Below are 16,253 nucleotides of genomic sequence, written 5' to 3'. Positions count from 1 at the left end.
GGGCCTATGTCCCAGGGTGAACACCGCCCTGACCAGGCCCTCCTCAGCCGGTGTTGCGCATGCCGGCGGCGATGCCGTTCACCGTGGTGAGCAGCGCCCGCTCCAGCGCCGTCGAGTCCGACGGCACCCGGCGCGTGCCCGGTGCGGTGGCGGGCTGACGGCCGGCGTCGCCGAGGTCGCGGTACTGCCGCAGCAGGGCCACCTGGAGGTGGTGCAGCGGCTCCAGATACGTGTCGCGGACCCCCAGCGTGCGCGACAGCTCCGGCTGCGCGGCGAGCAGTCGCTCCCGCCCGGTGACGGCCAGGACCTCGCGCACCGTCTTGTCGTACTCCTGCTCGATGGTGGCGAAGATGGGCTGAAGACCCTCCGGCACCAGCGTCTCGACGTAGCGCCGGGCGATGGTGAGGTCGGTCTTGGTCAGCATCATCTCCACGTTCGAGACGAAGGTGCGGAAGAACTGCCAGTCGGCGTACATCTCCCGCAGGACGTCGGCGCCGCCGGCCTCGCGGACCGCGGCCAGGCCGGTGCCGACGCCGAACCAGCCGGGGACGATCTGCCGGGTCTGGGTCCAGCCGAAGACCCACGGGATCGCCCGCAGGCCGCCCAGCCCGGCGTCCGCGTTCGGGCGCTTCGCCGGGCGCGAACCGATGTTGAGCGCGCCGAGCAGCTCGGTCGGGGTCGCCGCCCAGAAGTACGCCGGCAGGTCGGGATTCTCCACCAGCGACCGGTACCGCCGGAATGCCGCCTCCGAGGCGGTGTCCATGGCCGCGTCCCACCGGGACAGCGACTGCGGGTCCACCGACGGCTCCGTGTGCAGCAGGGTCGCCTGGAGCACCGCGGCCACGGTCAGCTCCAGGTTCTCCCGGGCCAGCGCGGGCAGCGTGTACTTGTCCGAGATGACCTCGCCCTGCTCGGTCACCTTGATGGCGCCGTCGAGGGTGCCGTACGGCTGGGCCAGGATCGCCTCGTGGGTGGGACCGCCGCCCCGCCCGACCGTGCCGCCGCGGCCGTGGAAGAGGCGCAGGCGTACCCCGTGCCGGGCCGCCACGTCGCGCAGCGCCCGCTGCGCCTTGTGGATCGACCACTGGCTGGTGGTGATGCCGGCCTCCTTGTTGCTGTCGGAGTAGCCGAGCATGACCTCCTGCAGGTCGCCGCGCGCCCGGACGATCTCCCGGTAGGCCGGCAGGGACAGCATCTCGTCGAGCAGGTCACCGCCCGCGTCCAGCTCCGCCGGGGTCTCCAGCAGCGGCACGATGCCGATCCGCGCCCGCGAGGTGTGGATGTCGATCAGGCCGGCCTCGCGGGCCAGGACCGCCGCGGCGAGCACGTCGTCGACGCCGAGGGTCATCGAGATGATGTACGACTCGATCACGTCGGCGCCGAAGCGGTCCTGCGACTCGCGGATGGTGGTGAAGACGTCGAAGGTCTTGCGGGCGGAGTCGGTGAGCGGGATGTCCCCCGCCGCCAGCGGGCGCCGCCCGGTCAGCTCGGTGCTGAGCAGCTTGGTGCGCTCCTCGCGGCTCAGCGCGTGGTAGTCGTCCACCTCGCCGACCCGCGCGTACATCTGGGCCAGCACCTCGTGGTGGCGCTCCGCGTGCTCACGGACGTCGAGGGTGGCGAGCTGGAGGCCGAACGCGGAGGCCGTCCGGATGGCCGACGCGACCGTGCCGATCGCGGTGAGCTGCCCGGAGTTGCGGGCCAGGGACGCCCGGATCAGCTCCAGGTCGGCGATGAGCTCGTCGCTGCCCAGGTAGTCGCGGCCCGGCACGTGGGCGGTGCCGTGCTGCAGCCGCCGGCGGGTGTTGGCCAGCTTCGCCTTCACACACCGGACCTTGAGACGGTACGGCTCCTCGGCGTTCACCCGCCGGAAGCGCGGCGCCACCTCGGGCAGCGCGTCCAGGTCGGCCGCCAGGCTCGCCGACAGGTCCAGGGAGACCCCGCGCAGCCGCCGGGACACCGAGATCTCGTCGATGAGCGCGTCCATCGCCGCCTCGGTGGCCTGGATGCCGTGCTCGTGCTGGATGATCAGCACCTCGCGGGTGACCGCGGGCGTGACGAACGGGTTGCCGTCGCGATCGCCGCCGATCCACGAGCCGAAGGTCAGCGGCCGCGCCGTGGGCGCGGTCTCGACACCGAGCTGGCGCAGCGTCTCGGCGAGGTCGTCGAGGACCTGCGGCGCGGCCTCGGCGTAGAGGTCCTTGAGGTAGTAGACGGCGTTACGGGCCTCGTCCGTCGGGTCCGGCCGGTCCAGGCGCAGCTCGTCCGTCTGCCACAGCAGGTCGATGAGCTCGGCGAAACGGCGCGTCGACCCGGTCGTGTCGGTGGCGCCGTAGAGGATGGCGGCCGCGGCCTCGGCGTCCAGGGAGTCGGCGAGCTGGCGCAGCTTCGACAGGATCGAGCGCCGGGCCGCCTCGGTCGGGTGGGCGGTGAAGACCGGGCGTACGGCGAGCCGGCGGGCGGCCGCGGCGATCTCGTCGGCGGGCACGCCCTTCTCGGCGATCCGCTTCGCGGCCTGGTCCAGCCAGCCGCCGTCGCGGGCGCGGCGGCGCTGCAGGTCGCGCGCCCGGTGCACCTGCTCGGTGATGTTCGCCAGGTGGAAGTAGGTGGAGAACGCCCGGGCCAGCTTGGTGCCGGTCATGACGTCCATCGCGGCGAGGCGCTCGGCCGCGGCCGGTGCGTCCGTGCGCACCAGGGCCCGGACCTCCTCGACGAGGTCGAGCAGCGGCTTGCCCTCCTGCCGGGCCAGGGTCTGGCCGAGAAGCCGGCCGATGCGGCGGATGTCGGCGCGCAGGGCGGCGTCGGGGCCGTCGGGGTCGATCTGGCCGTGCTGGTCTGTCACCGGGGCGCTCCTTGGGCATGGCGTGCGGCGGACAGCGCTGTCCCGATATCCGCGATCGTATCCGGGCCCTGCTCCGGCTGTGTGGTTTGGGGCAAGTCTCATACCGCCTTACGCCGGCTTCACGTCGTTGGGACTTTCCTGAGCGGCACATGAGCCTCTGGGGAGGAAAAGCATGACAAGAAGGACTCGGTTGCTGACGGTGGGGGCCGTGACGGCAGCCGTCGCCCTCGCCGGCGCGGGCGTGGGCGTCGCCAGGGCGGCGGCCGACCCGCCGCCGCTGGCGTTCACCCTCGCGACGCCGGACGTCACGGTGGAGCGCTACGTCTGGGACGGGGAGGCCTCTCTCTATCTGGACCTGGGCGTCAACCTCATCGCGGGCAAAGACCCGTTCGAGATCCGGGCGACCCGCAAGTCGTACGCCGACCCGATCAAGGCCCAGCAGTACGTCGTCAAGAACGGCAAGCGGACGGCGGTGAGCCTGCCGGCCGGGATGGTCACCGACTGGAACGGGCTCAAGGACTTCACCACGGTCACCATCAAGAACGCCGCCGGCGCCCAGGTGGCGACATACCGGACCGACTTCTGCCCGAACTCCGCCAGCTCGGCGCGGACCCGGCGCGACGCCCCGGCGGAGAGCCCCTATCCGCGCGGCTGCTCCGGCGGCAACCCGTTCAACCTGGGTGCGGTCTGGGGAATCCAGGCCGGCTGGAACGCCGAGGTGGGCAGCAACCCGCAGGGCGAGCCCCTGGACCTGGCCGACGGCAAGTACACGGCGACCGTCACGCTGAACCCCCGGTACCGCGACCAGTTCAAGATCGATCCGAAGACCGCCACGCAGAAGATCAAGCTGACCGTACGCACGATCCGGGGCGGCGAGGGCGCCGCCCAGCTCACCCGGGCGAAGCTCAAGGCCGCGAAGGCCGGCGAGGACACCTCGCCGCAGGCCGCCCTCGCGGAGCACGGCGAGCACGCCGGCGAGGGCGACCCGAACCTGCAGATCTCGGCGTACAAGCCGGGCTTCCGGCCCCCGGCGAAGGCGCCGAAGGCGGTCAAGGCGTCGCGCATCGCCCCGGGCCCGCGTCCCGACCTGCGCTCGCTGCCCGCCTGGGGCATCTCCCTGTCGCAGGAGGGCAGGAAGTGGTTCGTCAACTTCGGCGCCACGGTCTGGAACGCCGGCACGTCACCCCTGCTGGTCGACGGCTTCCGGCGCACCGGCACCGAGCTGATGGACGCGTACCAGTACTTCTTCGACGCCAAGGGCAAGGAAGTCGGCTCGGTCGCGGCCGGCACGATGGAATGGGACCCGCGCGAGGGGCACCGGCACTGGCACTTCACCGACTTCGCGCAGTACAACCTGCTCCGGGCGGACAAGAAGCTGGCCGTCCGCAGCGGCAAGGAAGCCTTCTGCCTGGCCAACACGGACGCCATCGACTACACCATCCCGAACGCCAAGTGGCGCCCGGAGAACACCGACCTCTCCAGCTCCTGCGGCCAGAACACGGCCGTCGCGGTGCGCGAGGTGCTCGACGTCGGCAGCGGTGACACGTACACACAGGACCGGCCGGGCCAGTCCTTCGAGATCACCGACCTGCCCAACGGCACGTACTACATCGAGGTCAAGGCCAACCCGGACGGCAAGCTGGCCGAGCTGAACCCGAAGAACAACACCGCACTGCGAGAGATCAGGCTGGGCGGCACGCCCACCAAGCGCACCCTCAAGGTGCCCTCGGTCCACGGCCTGGACTGAAACCCCGGCGGTAGCCTCGGACCGAAGACGCGGCCGGCCACCGGCCGGCCGCCCTTCGCTCCGACCGTCAGCGGGAGCGTGACAGCGGCACCTCGCATACGCGTCCCGCCTCGTCGACGCCCGCAAGACTCTCGTCCAGCATCGGCGGCTGCTGGTCGCCACCGGCTGGCTTGCGCTCTTGCGCGCCACATTGCACATCGATCTGCGACAGGTGGCCGCCGCCGATGCGTACCTGTCCATCGCCGCGGAGCTCGCCGACCAGGCCGAGCATCGCGAGATCGCCGCCTGGTGTCTGGAGACGAAGGCGTGGGCGGTCCTGACGGCAGGTGACCACCGGCAAGCCGTCGTTCTGTCCCCGCACGCGCAGCAAGTCGCTCCTCGGGACGGCTCGGCCTTCGTGCAGGCGGCGGCGCAGGAGGGAAGGGCATGGGCGCGCCTCGGTGACCGGGCCGTGACCCGGCGGATCCTCGACCGGGTCGAGCGGCTCGCCGGCCATCGACGCCGACCGGAGCATCCGAGCACCACTACCAGTACGACCCCGCCAAGGCTCGCGCGTACACGGCGACGACGCTGGCCTGGGCGGGCGACCCGGCCGCCGAGGCGGTCGCCCGGGAGGTCGTCGCCGAGCTGGAGCGCGAAGGCGCCCGGCCACGGCGGGTGGCATCCGCCAGGCTCGACCTCGGCCTGGCGTTGCTCGCCCCCGGGAAACCGGACGAGGCGGCCGCCGTGGCCGCCGCCGCGATCGGCTCCGGCCGCATCGTGCCGTCGAACTGGTGGAGGGCATCGGAGGTCGTCGCCGGCGTCCAGCAGGCGGGCGTCGCCGAGGCGCGCGACCTCCGCGAGCAGTACGAGGCGTTCCGGCCGAGCGAGCCGGCGTAAGCCGCCTCGCCGCGGTCAGCGGGTGAGGCCGAGGGCGTACTCGGGCCACCACTGACCCGCCGGCGGTGCGCCGTTGCCGCAGGCGCCGTCGGACTCTCCCGGTCGTTTGATCCACAGGTACGCGTCCGCGAGCGGCACACCGGTGCGGGTGGTCGGCGGGTCGCCGAGTGCCCGGCCGGGTGGGTTGCACCAGTGCTGGTTGCCGGCGCCCTTGCGGGCCGGGCCGTTGCCGTTGCGGCTGGTGTCCACGATGTAGTGTGCGCCGCCGAGGAGGGCGGACAGCCGGTTGCCGTACGCGACGTTGTCGGCCGTGGTCTCGAAGTTTGCGACGTTCAGCGAGAAGCCCGAGGCCTTGGCGATTCCGGAGCTGCGCAGCGCGGCGAGCATCCGGGACGGGTCGGTGATCCAGGTGGGGTTGCCCGCGTCCAGGTAGACGAGGACTCCCGGGTTGGCGCGGAGCGCGCCGACCGCCTCGGCGAGCAGGGCGTAGCGTTCCTGGGCCGCCCGGGCGCCGAGGCAGCCCTCGACGGCCTGGGGGATCGCGTCCGGTTCCAGCACGATCAGCGCCCGGTGCCCCTGCAGGGCGGTTGCTATCGCGCGTACCCACGTCCGGTAGGCCGTCGCGTCGGCGGCGCCGCCCGCGGACTGGCCGGAGCAGTCGCGGTCCGGGATGTGGTAGAGCGTCAGGACCGGGAGCCGGCCGGCCGCGGTCGCCGCGGTCACCAGCTGCCGGGCCCGGTCGGCGTAGCCGGCCCGGTCGTCGGCGAACCAGGTGGCGACCGGCTGGTCGGCGATCCGCCGGATGCGGGCGGCGTCGGCCTGGCGTCCCGCGCCCTCCCAGGCCCGGACCTGTTCGGCGGCCGCGCCGTTCGGGTCGACGTAGAGCGGCTGACCGGCGAGGCGGCTGCCGTCACCACCGGCCCCCGACGGTGCCGGCGCGCTCTCGGCGGTGGGACCGCTGACGACGGGGGAGTCCTCGTCGCGCGACGACAGCACCACGATGGCGGTGATGACGAGGACCAGCGACAGCCCGGCCGCGGCCAGCGGCCACAGGCCGCGCGACAACAAGCCGCGCGCCAACAGGCCGCGCGGCCTGGCATGCCGCGACATCAACGCACCAGCATCCAGCGGCCCACGGACGGCAACCCCCGGTCGTCGATGAGGAAGAGCATGTACCAGCCGGAGGGTACCAAGCCCTTGGCCTTCGGTACCGACAGGGCCAGGCCGCCCGCGGCCGGCGTGATGTCGAGCGCCACCGAGCGCTGGTCCACGTCGGTGACGTGGGTGACCGCACTGGGCCGCACCAGCCGGGCGGCGCGGATGCGGGCGGCGTCCGGGGTCGCCACGCCGAAGGTGGTGCCGCGCTGCACCGCGTCCGGGTTCCGGCCGATCGTGGGCCGCTCGCCCTTGAACAGGTACGGCGGGGAGTAGACCTCGATGCGCTGCTCGAACGTGCCGGGGTTGCGCCCGCTCGGGTCGTAGAGCGGGTCGGAGCCCATCGTGATGACCCGCCCGTCGGGCAGCAGGAGCGCCTCCGAGTGGTAGTTGCGGCCGATGGTGGAGTCCGCCGCGGTCTCGAACCGTCCGCTGGCCGGACGGTAGATCTGGGCGTTGAACAGGTCGCTGCGGGTCTGGTCGCCGTACCGGCCGCCGCGGTATCCGGAGGAGCCGCCGGTGGTGAACACGGTGTCGTCGGGCAGCAGCACGGTGCTCAGGTAGCGCGCCGGCTTCGGCAGGTCCGGGCCGGTCTCGTAGGCCGGCTTCGGCGCGTCGAGGTCCGCGATGGCGGTCCGTGCCGTCGACACCGGGGACTCGCCGACCTCGCCGCCGCCGAAGATCATCACTCGCTGGTCCTGGGCCGGCGGTAGCAGCACCGACGAGCTGGTCTCCGTCATGCGTGCGTCCTCGAGACCCGGGACGACCCGGAAGGTGTTGTTCGTCAGGTTCCACAGGCCGGGCGTACGCCCCTCGGTGTCCGAGCCGTAGCCCGCGTTGGAGCCGGAGAAGAACAGCTTGCCGTCCGCCATGAGGTGCAGGGCCGGGTACGTCGGGAAGACCCGCTTGAGCTCCGGCGCGTCCACCCAGCGGCGCTGGTCCTTGACGTAGCGCTCGTTGTGCCCGGGCAGCATCCGGCCGAACTCGTCCAGGCCGGAGACCGCGAGCACGTCGCCGTTGGGCAGCTCCGCCAGCGTCGGGTACCAGCGACTCTTCACCATGTCGCCGGTGCGGACGTAGCGTTCGGTGCGCGGGTCGAACTCGTACGAGGTCTTGTCGCCGCCGTACTCCTGCTTCTCCCGGGTGATCTTGTCCGAGAGGCCGTAGATGTTCCGCTGGTCGTCGCCGGTGAGCCCGGCGACCGTGTACTGCGCCGGGTGGTCCACCACGGAACTGTCGCCGGGCTGCACGGCGTCCACCCACACCTCCGCCTCCCCGGCGTGGGTCATGACCTTGTCGCCGTGCTTCATCGCCGTCGCGGCCGGCACGGTCAGGTCGTCCCGGGTGCGGTAGGTGGTGCCGTCCTTGGCGAGCAGCAACGTGCCCTTCGGGAAGGTGCGCGGCCCGCCGGTCGCCGACTCGTTCTTGATCTTCATGACCCCGGCGGCGTGGGTCATGTCCTTCTCCAGCACCTCGTACGACTTGGTGCCGCCGGCGATCAGCAGGTTGCCGTTGGGCAGGAAGGTGTGCCCGGCGCAGAAGACGTCGGTGGGGGTGGGCACCTCGGAGAAGGAGTCCTTCGCGGGGTCGTACAGCACCGTACGGAAGGTGCCGGCCTCGAAGTTCTCCCGGTTGTTGCCGCTGCCCGCGATGATCAGCACCTTGCCGGTGTGCAGCAGCGCCGCGTGGATGGCGTTGACCCGGAAGCCCTGCGGCACGGGCAGGCGCGACCAGTGGCCGTACTTCTCCTTGTAGGACTGCCGGTTGATGGTGAAGTCGTGATAGGCGTCGGCGCCGAACGCGACCATCGGCCGGTTCACGAACACGAGCACGCTCAGGACCACCAGGGCGATCCCGGCGCTGAGCAGGCGGCGGGCCGTCGAGGGGCGGGGGCGGGGCTTCATGCGTAGGACTCCACGGGTGCTTCGATCTCGCTGTCCGCTACGGGCGCGAAGACGGGTACGGGTGCGGGCGGCGGCGCCGACGGAACCACGGCCCGGCGGCGCTGCCATTCCTGTGCGGCCCAGATGGCCGGCGGGGTGAGGCAGATGACCAGGTTGAGGCTCGGCCACACCCACATCGCGCCGTTGACGTGGCCGCCGATCGGCGCGGAGACGAGCAGGGCGACGTAGAACGCGGCCCAGCGCAGGCTCTGCCGGAAGGTGAGCAGCCGGTCGGGGCTGGCCGAGTCGCCCTTGGGCGTCACCACGAAACCGGTGCGCCGGCGCAGGACCGCACCGATGAACGAGGAGACGTAGATCGGCGTGGACAATGTGGACACCAGCATGCCCGCCAGCCCGGACGAACCGGCCTCCTCGTGCGGGCTGACGTTGTGCCGGCGGTTCCAGATGTAGAGGCCCACCTGGAAGATGGCCGCGTCGACGTAGAGCATCAGCCACACCTCCTGCGGCACCATGACGCCCTTGGCGCCGAGCACCATGTAGCAGGCGGCGTTGACGGCGCCGAGGATCCAGGCGAGCGCGGTGAGCGGGTAGTACGACATCAGCAGCATGTAGTGCAGGCCCCGGCGGAACCCGAGCTTCCAGGCGAGCTTCCCGAAGGACGTCACGGCGACCTCGTCGGTGCCGCGCGACCAGCGGTCCTGCTGGCTGAAGTAGTCGGTCCACGAGGAGGGGCCCTCGCCGACCGCGAGCACGTCCGGCGTGTAGACCGAGCGCCACCGCCGGCCGGACTCCGGGTTCTTGGCGCTGTGCACCACCAGGCTCGTGGCCATGTCCTCGGTGATCGAGTCCTGCAGGCCGCCGATGCTGCGCAGGGCCGCGATCCGTACGGCGTTGTTGGTGCCGACCAGCATCGAGATGCCGAGCCGGTTGCCGGCGCGCTGGAGCAGCGAGTGGAACAGGTACTGCTGCGACTCGGCCCAGCGGGTCACCACGTTGTCGTAGTTGCCGTAGATCTGCGGGCCGACCACGAAGGCGACGTCCGGGTCGCGGAAGTAGCCGAGCAGCCGCTCGCAGAAGTTGGGCAGCGGCACGTGGTCCGGGTCGACCGAGACGAAGACGTCGTAGTCGTCACCCTGCGCGTCGACCCAGGCGTTGTAGTTGCCGTGCTTGGTCTTCGCCTTGAAGGCGCCCGCCGGGGTGTTGTACTCCGCCTTGCCCTTGCGCGAGAAGTGCTTCACGCCGATCCGCGCGCACATCCGCCGGACCTCGTCGTCGTCGCCCTCGTCGAGCAGCCAGACGTCGAACGGGCCGGAGTGCCGGATGGCCCGGGCGGCGCGCAGGGTGCGTTCCACCATGGCGATCGGCTCCTTGCCAGGCACGATCGTGGTGAGGAACGCGACGCGCAGGCGAGCGTCCGGGACCATCGGCACCGGGTCGCGGGCCCACAGCGTGGCCAGGCACAGGGTCACGACGTTGACGAGCCGGAACAGCTCGATGAGCGCGGTCGCCGCGATCATGAAGACGGTGGCCGCGTAGAGCCACGTGTGCATCCCGCGGTCGGGAAGCTCGATCGAGGTGATCAGCCAGGCGAAGAACGTGCCCTCGAACGCGAACGCGAACAGGGTGATGAGCAGCGTGGTGAACGGGCGGCGCCGGGCCAGCGGCCGCATCCGCACCTGCTGGGGCTCGTCGGCGACGGTCTCCGCGGGCCCGGCCAGCACGCTGTAGCCGGCGTACTCGTAGCGGCCCGGCAGGGCGACGGTCGGCGAGTTGAGCGCTCGCGCGAGAGCCGGGTCCACCGGGGGTCGCGGCTCGCTCATCGACGTCCTCTCGCAAAGATTCGGAAAGTAACTGCGTGTGATGTATTGCGCGCACCCGCGGCGTGATTCGCCTTCATAACGCTAAGTAGCCTCACGGGGATCCATCGTGGATTAAGCAGCAACGATGCCACCGACGTCGGTGACAGACGGTTGCACGTCCACACGGATCGCGCCGCATTACGGATGGGTATGGTGATCACTCTCACGGGCATCGCGGTTCGATGTCTACGGAGAGCGACCACTCTCCTCGACATTCGCCATCCGTCGATGTCCGGATCGCGGCAATAGTCCTTAGGCCGACATGGGGGTGGCGGACCGCAGCCGCGGCGGCTGCTCCACGGCCGGCACGGGATTGCGCGGCCGGCCGAGCTGCCGCGGGCGGGCCGCGTTCTGCGGGGCCGGGGCGGCCAGCAGCAGACGCTCGGGCGTCGCCGTCCTCGCCTTGCCGACGAAGGTGCGCCGGGCGGCCGCGAATCCCGACCGGTCGCCGAACATGTCGCTGCTCATCTCGGCGAGCTCGCGGGACTCGTACACGTCCAGCGGCACCCGCTCGCCGGCGAGCCGCTTGGTCTTGGCCGCCCGGCGCCGCCCGGCCGTCCGCGGGTCGGCGTGCCGCAGGGCGAGCGCGGTCAGCCACTCGGCGTACGCCTCGGGGTGGCGGGGGCCGACCTCGTCCACGAGCCCCAGCGACGCGGCCTCCTGCGCGCTGACCGGCAGCTTCGCGTCGATGAGCCGCTGGGCGGTCTCCGGGCCGACGCGCCGGGGCAGCGTGTAGGTGTGCAGCTCGGAGCCGTACAGGCCCATGTCGTAGTACGGGTTCAGCACCACGCCCTCGCGCGCGGCCACGACGTCCGCGCCCAGGCCCAGCATCGCGCCGCCGGCACCGGCGCTGCCCGCGTACGCGGCCACCACGACCTGCCGGGTGCAGCGGATCAGGGCGGTGCACACCGCGTTGATCGCCTTGATGTTCGCCCACGCCGACGCGGCCGGGTCGGTGGCGGCCTCGATGACGTTGAGGTGGATCCCGTTGCTGAAGGCGTCGGTGCCCCCGCGCAGCACCAGGACCCGGGTGTCCTGCTCGGCGGCGTGCCGGAACGCGGCGAGCAGCCGCCGGCAGTGCCCGGTGGACATCGCGCCGTTGTAGAAGTCGAACGCGAGCCAGCCGACCGCGCCGGTGCGCCGGTAGCGGATCTGCCGGTACGACGGCGCCTCCGGCTCGATGCCGGCCGGCAGTGGCGACTGCGGCACGGTGCGCAGCCGCCGGCCGAGCAGCGTGGTGGCGGGCAGCTTGAAACCGCCGGGCCGGGACGCGTCGCGCAGGTGTCCGAGCCAGACACTGCCGTCGCCGGTGCCGACCAGCACCGCGCCCTGCCGGCGGGCGACGAGCGTGCCGGGGCGCACGCCGCGGGCCAGGCCCGCGTGCGCGTCGTAGGCGAAGACCGGCATGCCCGCGAGTTCGGTGCGCACGCCGGGAAAGCCGTCCGCCGCCCGGATCCGCCGGATGATGTGCTCGGTCGGCGCGGACCAGTCGAAGGCCCGGTCCGCCTGGGTCATCGCGGGCCGCGGCCGGGCGCCCTTCACCTCGACGGTCATCTCGGTGGCGGCGGTGGGCCGGAACGCCGGGTCGGCGGCCTTGGCGACGACCTCGAAGGCGCACTCCAGGGCGGCGTCGGCGACCGGGCCGTTGTAGAGGGAGGACTTGCGGGGCGCGGCCGGCATGGGGAAGGTGCGGGTGGCCCAGATGGGGCCGGCGTCCATCTCCTCGACGGCCTGCAGCGCGGTGACCCCCCACGCGGGGGCGGCCTCGGTGATGGCCCAGTCGAGCGAGGACGGACCCCGGTCGCCGACCGGCCCGGGGTGCAGGATCACCGTCCGCCAGTGCCGCCAGACCTCGGCCGGGACGCGATCCTTCAGGTACGGGCACAGGATCAGGTCGGGCTGTGCGGCGCGCACCCCGTCGATCATGACCTGCGGACTGGTCGCGTGCAGCACTCCGACGTCGTGGCCGGCCTCGCGCAGCGCGCACCACACCCGCTGGCTCAGGCCGTTGAACGCGGTCACGAGCAGAAGAACCCGCACATTGCCTCCCCAGACAAATGCCACAACAAACGGGCAGTCTTAGGTACCCGTTTGCCGCTTTGTCGGACATGCTGTCCGATAGCGGTCCGTCGCTCCGGGGGTGCCGGTCGGCGGACTAAGCTTGGCGCCATACCCCCCGTCCAACTGGCGTCGGGGTTTTTCGATGTGCCTTCGAGAGAGTCTTTTTGATGCAACTCAGTGGCCTCGTCCCGGCCGCCCTGCGTGACCGCGGGCTGGCGCGGGCCCGCGACCTGGCCCGCAAGGGCGGCGTCGACTCGGACGCGCTCGACCTCACGGCGCCGGCCGCGCTGCGCCCCTTCGTCGTGGCCGCCGTCGCCGGGCCGGCCACGATCGGCGGCGCCGCCCGGCCCGTCCTCGCCGTGACCGCCACCAGCCGCGAGGCCGACGACCTCGCCGACGCCCTCGGCTGTCTGATCTCGTCCGACGGCGTCGCCGTCTACCCCTCCTGGGAGACGCTGCCGCACGAACGCCTCTCGCCCCGCTCGGACACCGTCGGGCGCCGGCTCGCCGTCCTGCGCCGGCTCGCGCATCCCGGCGAGGCCGGCGTGCAGCCGCTGCAGGTGGTCGTCGCGCCCGTACGCTCCCTGCTGCAGCCGCAGCTCAAGGGCCTCGGCGACCTCGAGCCGGTCGAGCTGCGCCCCGGCGGCGAGGCCGAGCTCGAGGACGTCGCGCGCCGGCTGTCCGACATGGCGTACGCCCGGGTCGACCTGGTGACCAAGCGGGGCGAGTTCGCCGTACGCGGCGGCATCCTGGACGTCTTCCCGCCCACCGACGAGCACCCGTCGCGCGTCGAGTTCTGGGGCGACGAGGTGGAGGAGATCCGCACCTTCGCCGTCGCCGACCAGCGCACCATCGACCCGGCCGAGCGGCTCTGGGCGCCGCCCTGCCGCGAGCTGCTGCTCACCCCGCCGGTCCGGGCGCGCGCCGCCGAGCTGGCCCGGGAGCACCCCGAGCTGGCGGAGATCCTGGACAAGCTGGCCGAGGGCATCCCGGTCGAGGGCATGGAATCGCTGGCCCCGGCGCTGCTGCAGGGCACCGACAGCATGGAGCTGCTGATCGACTGCATGCCCGCCGGCACCCATGTGCTGCTCTGCGACCCGGAGCGGATCCGCACCCGGGCCCACGACCTGACCCGCACCTCCGACGAGTTCCTCGAGGCGAGCTGGGCCGCGGCCGCCGTGGGCGGGCAGGCCCCGATCGACGTCGGCGCCGCCGCCTTCCGCACCCTGGCGGACGTCCGCGCCCACGCCGCCACCCTGCACCAGCCCTGGTGGACCGTCTCGCCCTTCGGCCTGGCCGACGCCGACGAGCGCCCCGCCGCCGACCTGCCCTGGCTGGAGACGCCTGAGGTGGAGGTCAGCCCCGACACCGGGGACGCCGTCGCGCTGAAGGCCCAGCCGGTGCCGCTCTACCACGGCGACACCGCGCGCCTCGCCGCCGACCTGCAGCAGTGGGCCGGCGCCGGCTGGGCGATCGCGCTCGTCTTCGAGGGCCACGGCACCGCGCAGCGCGCCACCGAGCTGCTGCGCGACTCCGGTCTCGGCGTCACCCCGGTCGACTCCATCTCCGGCGCCGTGGAGCCGGGCCAGCTCCTGGTCACCTGCGGCGGGCTCAACCACGGCTTCGTCGACGAGGGCTCCCGGCTCGCCGTCATCACCGGCAACGACATCAGCGGCGGCCGCGGCGCGTCCACCAAGGACATGCGCAAGATGCCGAGCCGCCGGCGCAACACGATCGACCCGCTGGAGCTCAAGACCGGCGACTTCGTCGTGCACGAGCAGCACGGCATCGGCCGCTACATCGAGCTCGTGCAGCGCACGGTCAACGGCGCCGACCGCGAGTACCTGGTCATCGAGTACGCACCCAGCAAGCGCGGCCAGCCCGGCGACCGGCTCTTCGTCCCGACCGACCAGCTCGACCAGCTCTCCCGCTACGTGGGCGGCGAGTCGCCCGCGCTGCACAAGATGGGCGGCGCCGACTGGCAGAAGAGCAAGGCCCGGGCCCGCAAGGCGGTCCGCGAGATCGCCGCCCAGCTGATCCAGCTGTACGCGGCGCGCCAGGCTTCGAAGGGACACGCGTTCGGGCCGGACACGCCGTGGCAGCGCGAGCTGGAGGACGCCTTCCCGTACACGGAGACCCCCGACCAGCTCGCGGCGATCAGCGAGGTCAAGCACGACATGGAGCTGGCCGTCCCGATGGACCGCCTGATCTGCGGCGACGTCGGCTACGGCAAGACCGAGATCGCCGTACGGGCGGCCTTCAAGGCGGTGCAGGACGGCAAGCAGGTGGCGATCCTGGTGCCCACCACGCTGCTGGCCCAGCAGCACTACAACACGTTCGCCGAGCGGATGAGCCAGTTCCCGGTGAGCATCAAGCAGCTCTCCCGCTTCCAGACGCCCAAGGAGGCGTCGCTGGTGCTGGAGCAGGCCGCCGACGGCACCGCCGACATCGTCATCGGCACGCACCGGCTGCTGGCCAACTCGACCCGGTTCAAGAACCTCGGCCTGATCATCGTGGACGAGGAGCAGCGCTTCGGCGTCGAGCACAAGGAGCAGCTCAAGGCCCTGCGGGCCGCGGTGGACGTGCTCACCATGTCCGCCACGCCGATCCCGCGGACGCTGGAGATGGCGATCACCGGCATCCGGGAGATGTCCACCATCGCCACGCCGCCGGAGGAGCGCCATCCCGTCCTGACGTTCGTGGGCGCGCACGACGACAAGCAGGTCGCCGCGGCCGTCCACCGGGAGCTGCTGCGCGACGGCCAGGTCTTCTACCTGCACAACCGCGTCGAGTCGATCGACCGGGCGGCCCGCAAGCTCCGCGAGCTGGTGCCCGAGGCGCGGGTGGCGGTCGCGCACGGGCAGATGAGCGAGGAGCAGCTCGAGAAGGTGATGGTCGGCTTCTGGGAGAAGGAGTTCGACGTCCTGGTCTGCACCACCATCGTCGAGTCCGGCATCGACATCCCGAACGCCAACACCCTCATCGTCGAGCGCGCCGACCTGCTCGGCCTGGCCCAGCTGCACCAGATCCGCGGCCGGGTCGGCCGGGGGCGCGAGCGCGCGTACGCGTACTTCCTCTACCCGCGCGAGAAGCCGCTCACCGAGCAGGCGCACGAGCGGCTCGCCACCATCGCCCAGCACACCGAGCTCGGCGCGGGCATGTACGTGGCCATGAAGGACCTCGAGATCCGCGGCGCCGGCAACCTGCTCGGCGGCGAGCAGTCCGGCCACATCGAGGGCGTCGGCTTCGACCTGTACGTCCGCATGGTGGGGGAGGCCGTGCAGGCGTTCAAGGGCGAGCGGCCCGAGGAGGAGCCGGAGGTCAAGGTCGACCTGCCGATCGACGCCCACCTGCCGACCGAGTACATCGCGGTGGAGCGGCTGCGCCTCGAGATGTACCGCAAGCTCGCCGAGGCCCGCGACGACGCCCGCCTGGACGAGGTGGTCGCCGAGATGACCGACCGCTACGGCGACCCGACGGAACCGGTGGCCAACCTCATCGCGGTCGCCCGGTTCCGGCTCGTCGCGCGGGCGTACGGCCTCACCGACGTCTCGGTCCAGGGCAAGCACCTGCGCTTCTCGCCGCTGCCCCTGCCGGACTCGAAGCAGATGCGGCTCAAGCGCTACCACCCGGAGGCCGTCTACAAGCAGGCCAACGACCAGGTCAGCGTGCCGCGGCCGAGCACCCGCCGGATCGGCGGCGAGCCGCTGCGCGACCAGGCGCTGCTGCAGTGGTGCACGCAGCTGCTCAAGGACGTATTGGGTGACATCCCGGCCCCGGTGTCGGCCGTCACATCCGGAGCGTGAGAG

At 72.1% G+C, this 16,253-nt stretch carries 7 protein-coding genes and 1 pseudogene; 3 read left to right on the top strand and 5 right to left on the bottom strand.

Translation table 11 applies throughout. The features are described 5' to 3' along the window. Positions 1-43: 43 nt before the first annotated feature. Positions 44-2,839 (bottom strand): phosphoenolpyruvate carboxylase, encoded by a 2,796-nt coding sequence (gene ppc, locus IEY99_RS19515; RefSeq protein WP_189205207.1) that lies wholly within the window; start codon positions 2,837-2,839, stop codon positions 44-46. A 208-nt stretch (positions 2,840-3,047) separates the two neighbouring features. On the opposite strand from ppc, the gene IEY99_RS19510 reads away from it, so the two are divergent. Together IEY99_RS19510 and IEY99_RS34345 are read left to right on the top strand one after the other, a co-directional pair. After that, complete coding sequence (locus IEY99_RS19510; protein WP_229798971.1) at positions 3,048-4,586, top strand: lysyl oxidase family protein; 1,539 nt, start codon at positions 3,048-3,050, stop codon at positions 4,584-4,586. Between the two features lie 82 nt (positions 4,587-4,668). Next, positions 4,669-5,465 (top strand): annotated as a pseudogene (locus IEY99_RS34345) (NsdA family TPR-like regulatory protein); the annotation flags it as partial. A 15-nt stretch (positions 5,466-5,480) separates the two neighbouring features. Here IEY99_RS34345 and IEY99_RS19495 read toward each other — a convergent pair. From IEY99_RS19495 to IEY99_RS19480, 4 genes are all read right to left on the bottom strand, one after another. Beyond that, positions 5,481-6,575: a glycoside hydrolase family 6 protein gene (locus IEY99_RS19495; protein ID WP_189205199.1), complete on the bottom strand. Its 1,095-nt coding sequence runs from the start codon at positions 6,573-6,575 to the stop codon at positions 5,481-5,483. Continuing rightward, a complete protein-coding gene (gene glxA, locus IEY99_RS19490) occupies positions 6,575-8,524 on the bottom strand; it encodes a radical copper oxidase GlxA (protein WP_189205197.1) in 1,950 nt (649 codons plus the stop codon). Before glxA ends, IEY99_RS19495 begins: the two co-directional genes overlap by 1 nt. Beyond that, positions 8,521-10,344, bottom strand: a complete 1,824-nt coding sequence (locus tag IEY99_RS19485; RefSeq protein WP_189205195.1) for a glycosyltransferase family 2 protein — start codon at positions 10,342-10,344, stop codon at positions 8,521-8,523. Before IEY99_RS19485 ends, glxA begins: the two co-directional genes overlap by 4 nt. Positions 10,345-10,635: 291 nt before the next feature. Further along, positions 10,636-12,423, bottom strand: coding sequence for a hydrogenase maturation protein (locus tag IEY99_RS19480; RefSeq protein WP_189205193.1), 1,788 nt, complete (start codon positions 12,421-12,423; stop codon positions 10,636-10,638). Between the two features lie 188 nt (positions 12,424-12,611). Here IEY99_RS19480 and mfd point away from each other — a divergent pair, with 188 nt between their 5' ends. Then, a complete protein-coding gene (gene mfd, locus IEY99_RS19475) occupies positions 12,612-16,250 on the top strand; it encodes a transcription-repair coupling factor (protein WP_189205191.1) in 3,639 nt (1,212 codons plus the stop codon). Positions 16,251-16,253: the final 3 nt, after the last annotated feature.

This window comes from Couchioplanes azureus (assembly GCF_014648355.1).
Classification (GTDB): Bacteria; Actinomycetota; Actinomycetes; order Mycobacteriales; family Micromonosporaceae; genus Actinoplanes; species Actinoplanes azureus.
Note: the sequence above shows the minus strand (reverse complement) of the source record. Positions and strands in the feature narration are given on the sequence as shown.

Coding starts and splice junctions, on each gene's coding strand:
- IEY99_RS19495 (WP_189205199.1), bottom strand. CDS start 6,575: ATGTCGCGGCATGCCAGGCCGCGCGGCCTGTTGGCGCGCGGCTTGTTG.
- glxA (WP_189205197.1), bottom strand. CDS start 8,524: ATGAAGCCCCGCCCCCGCCCCTCGACGGCCCGCCGCCTGCTCAGCGCC.
- IEY99_RS19485 (WP_189205195.1), bottom strand. CDS start 10,344: ATGAGCGAGCCGCGACCCCCGGTGGACCCGGCTCTCGCGCGAGCGCTC.
- mfd (WP_189205191.1), top strand. CDS start 12,612: ATGCAACTCAGTGGCCTCGTCCCGGCCGCCCTGCGTGACCGCGGGCTG.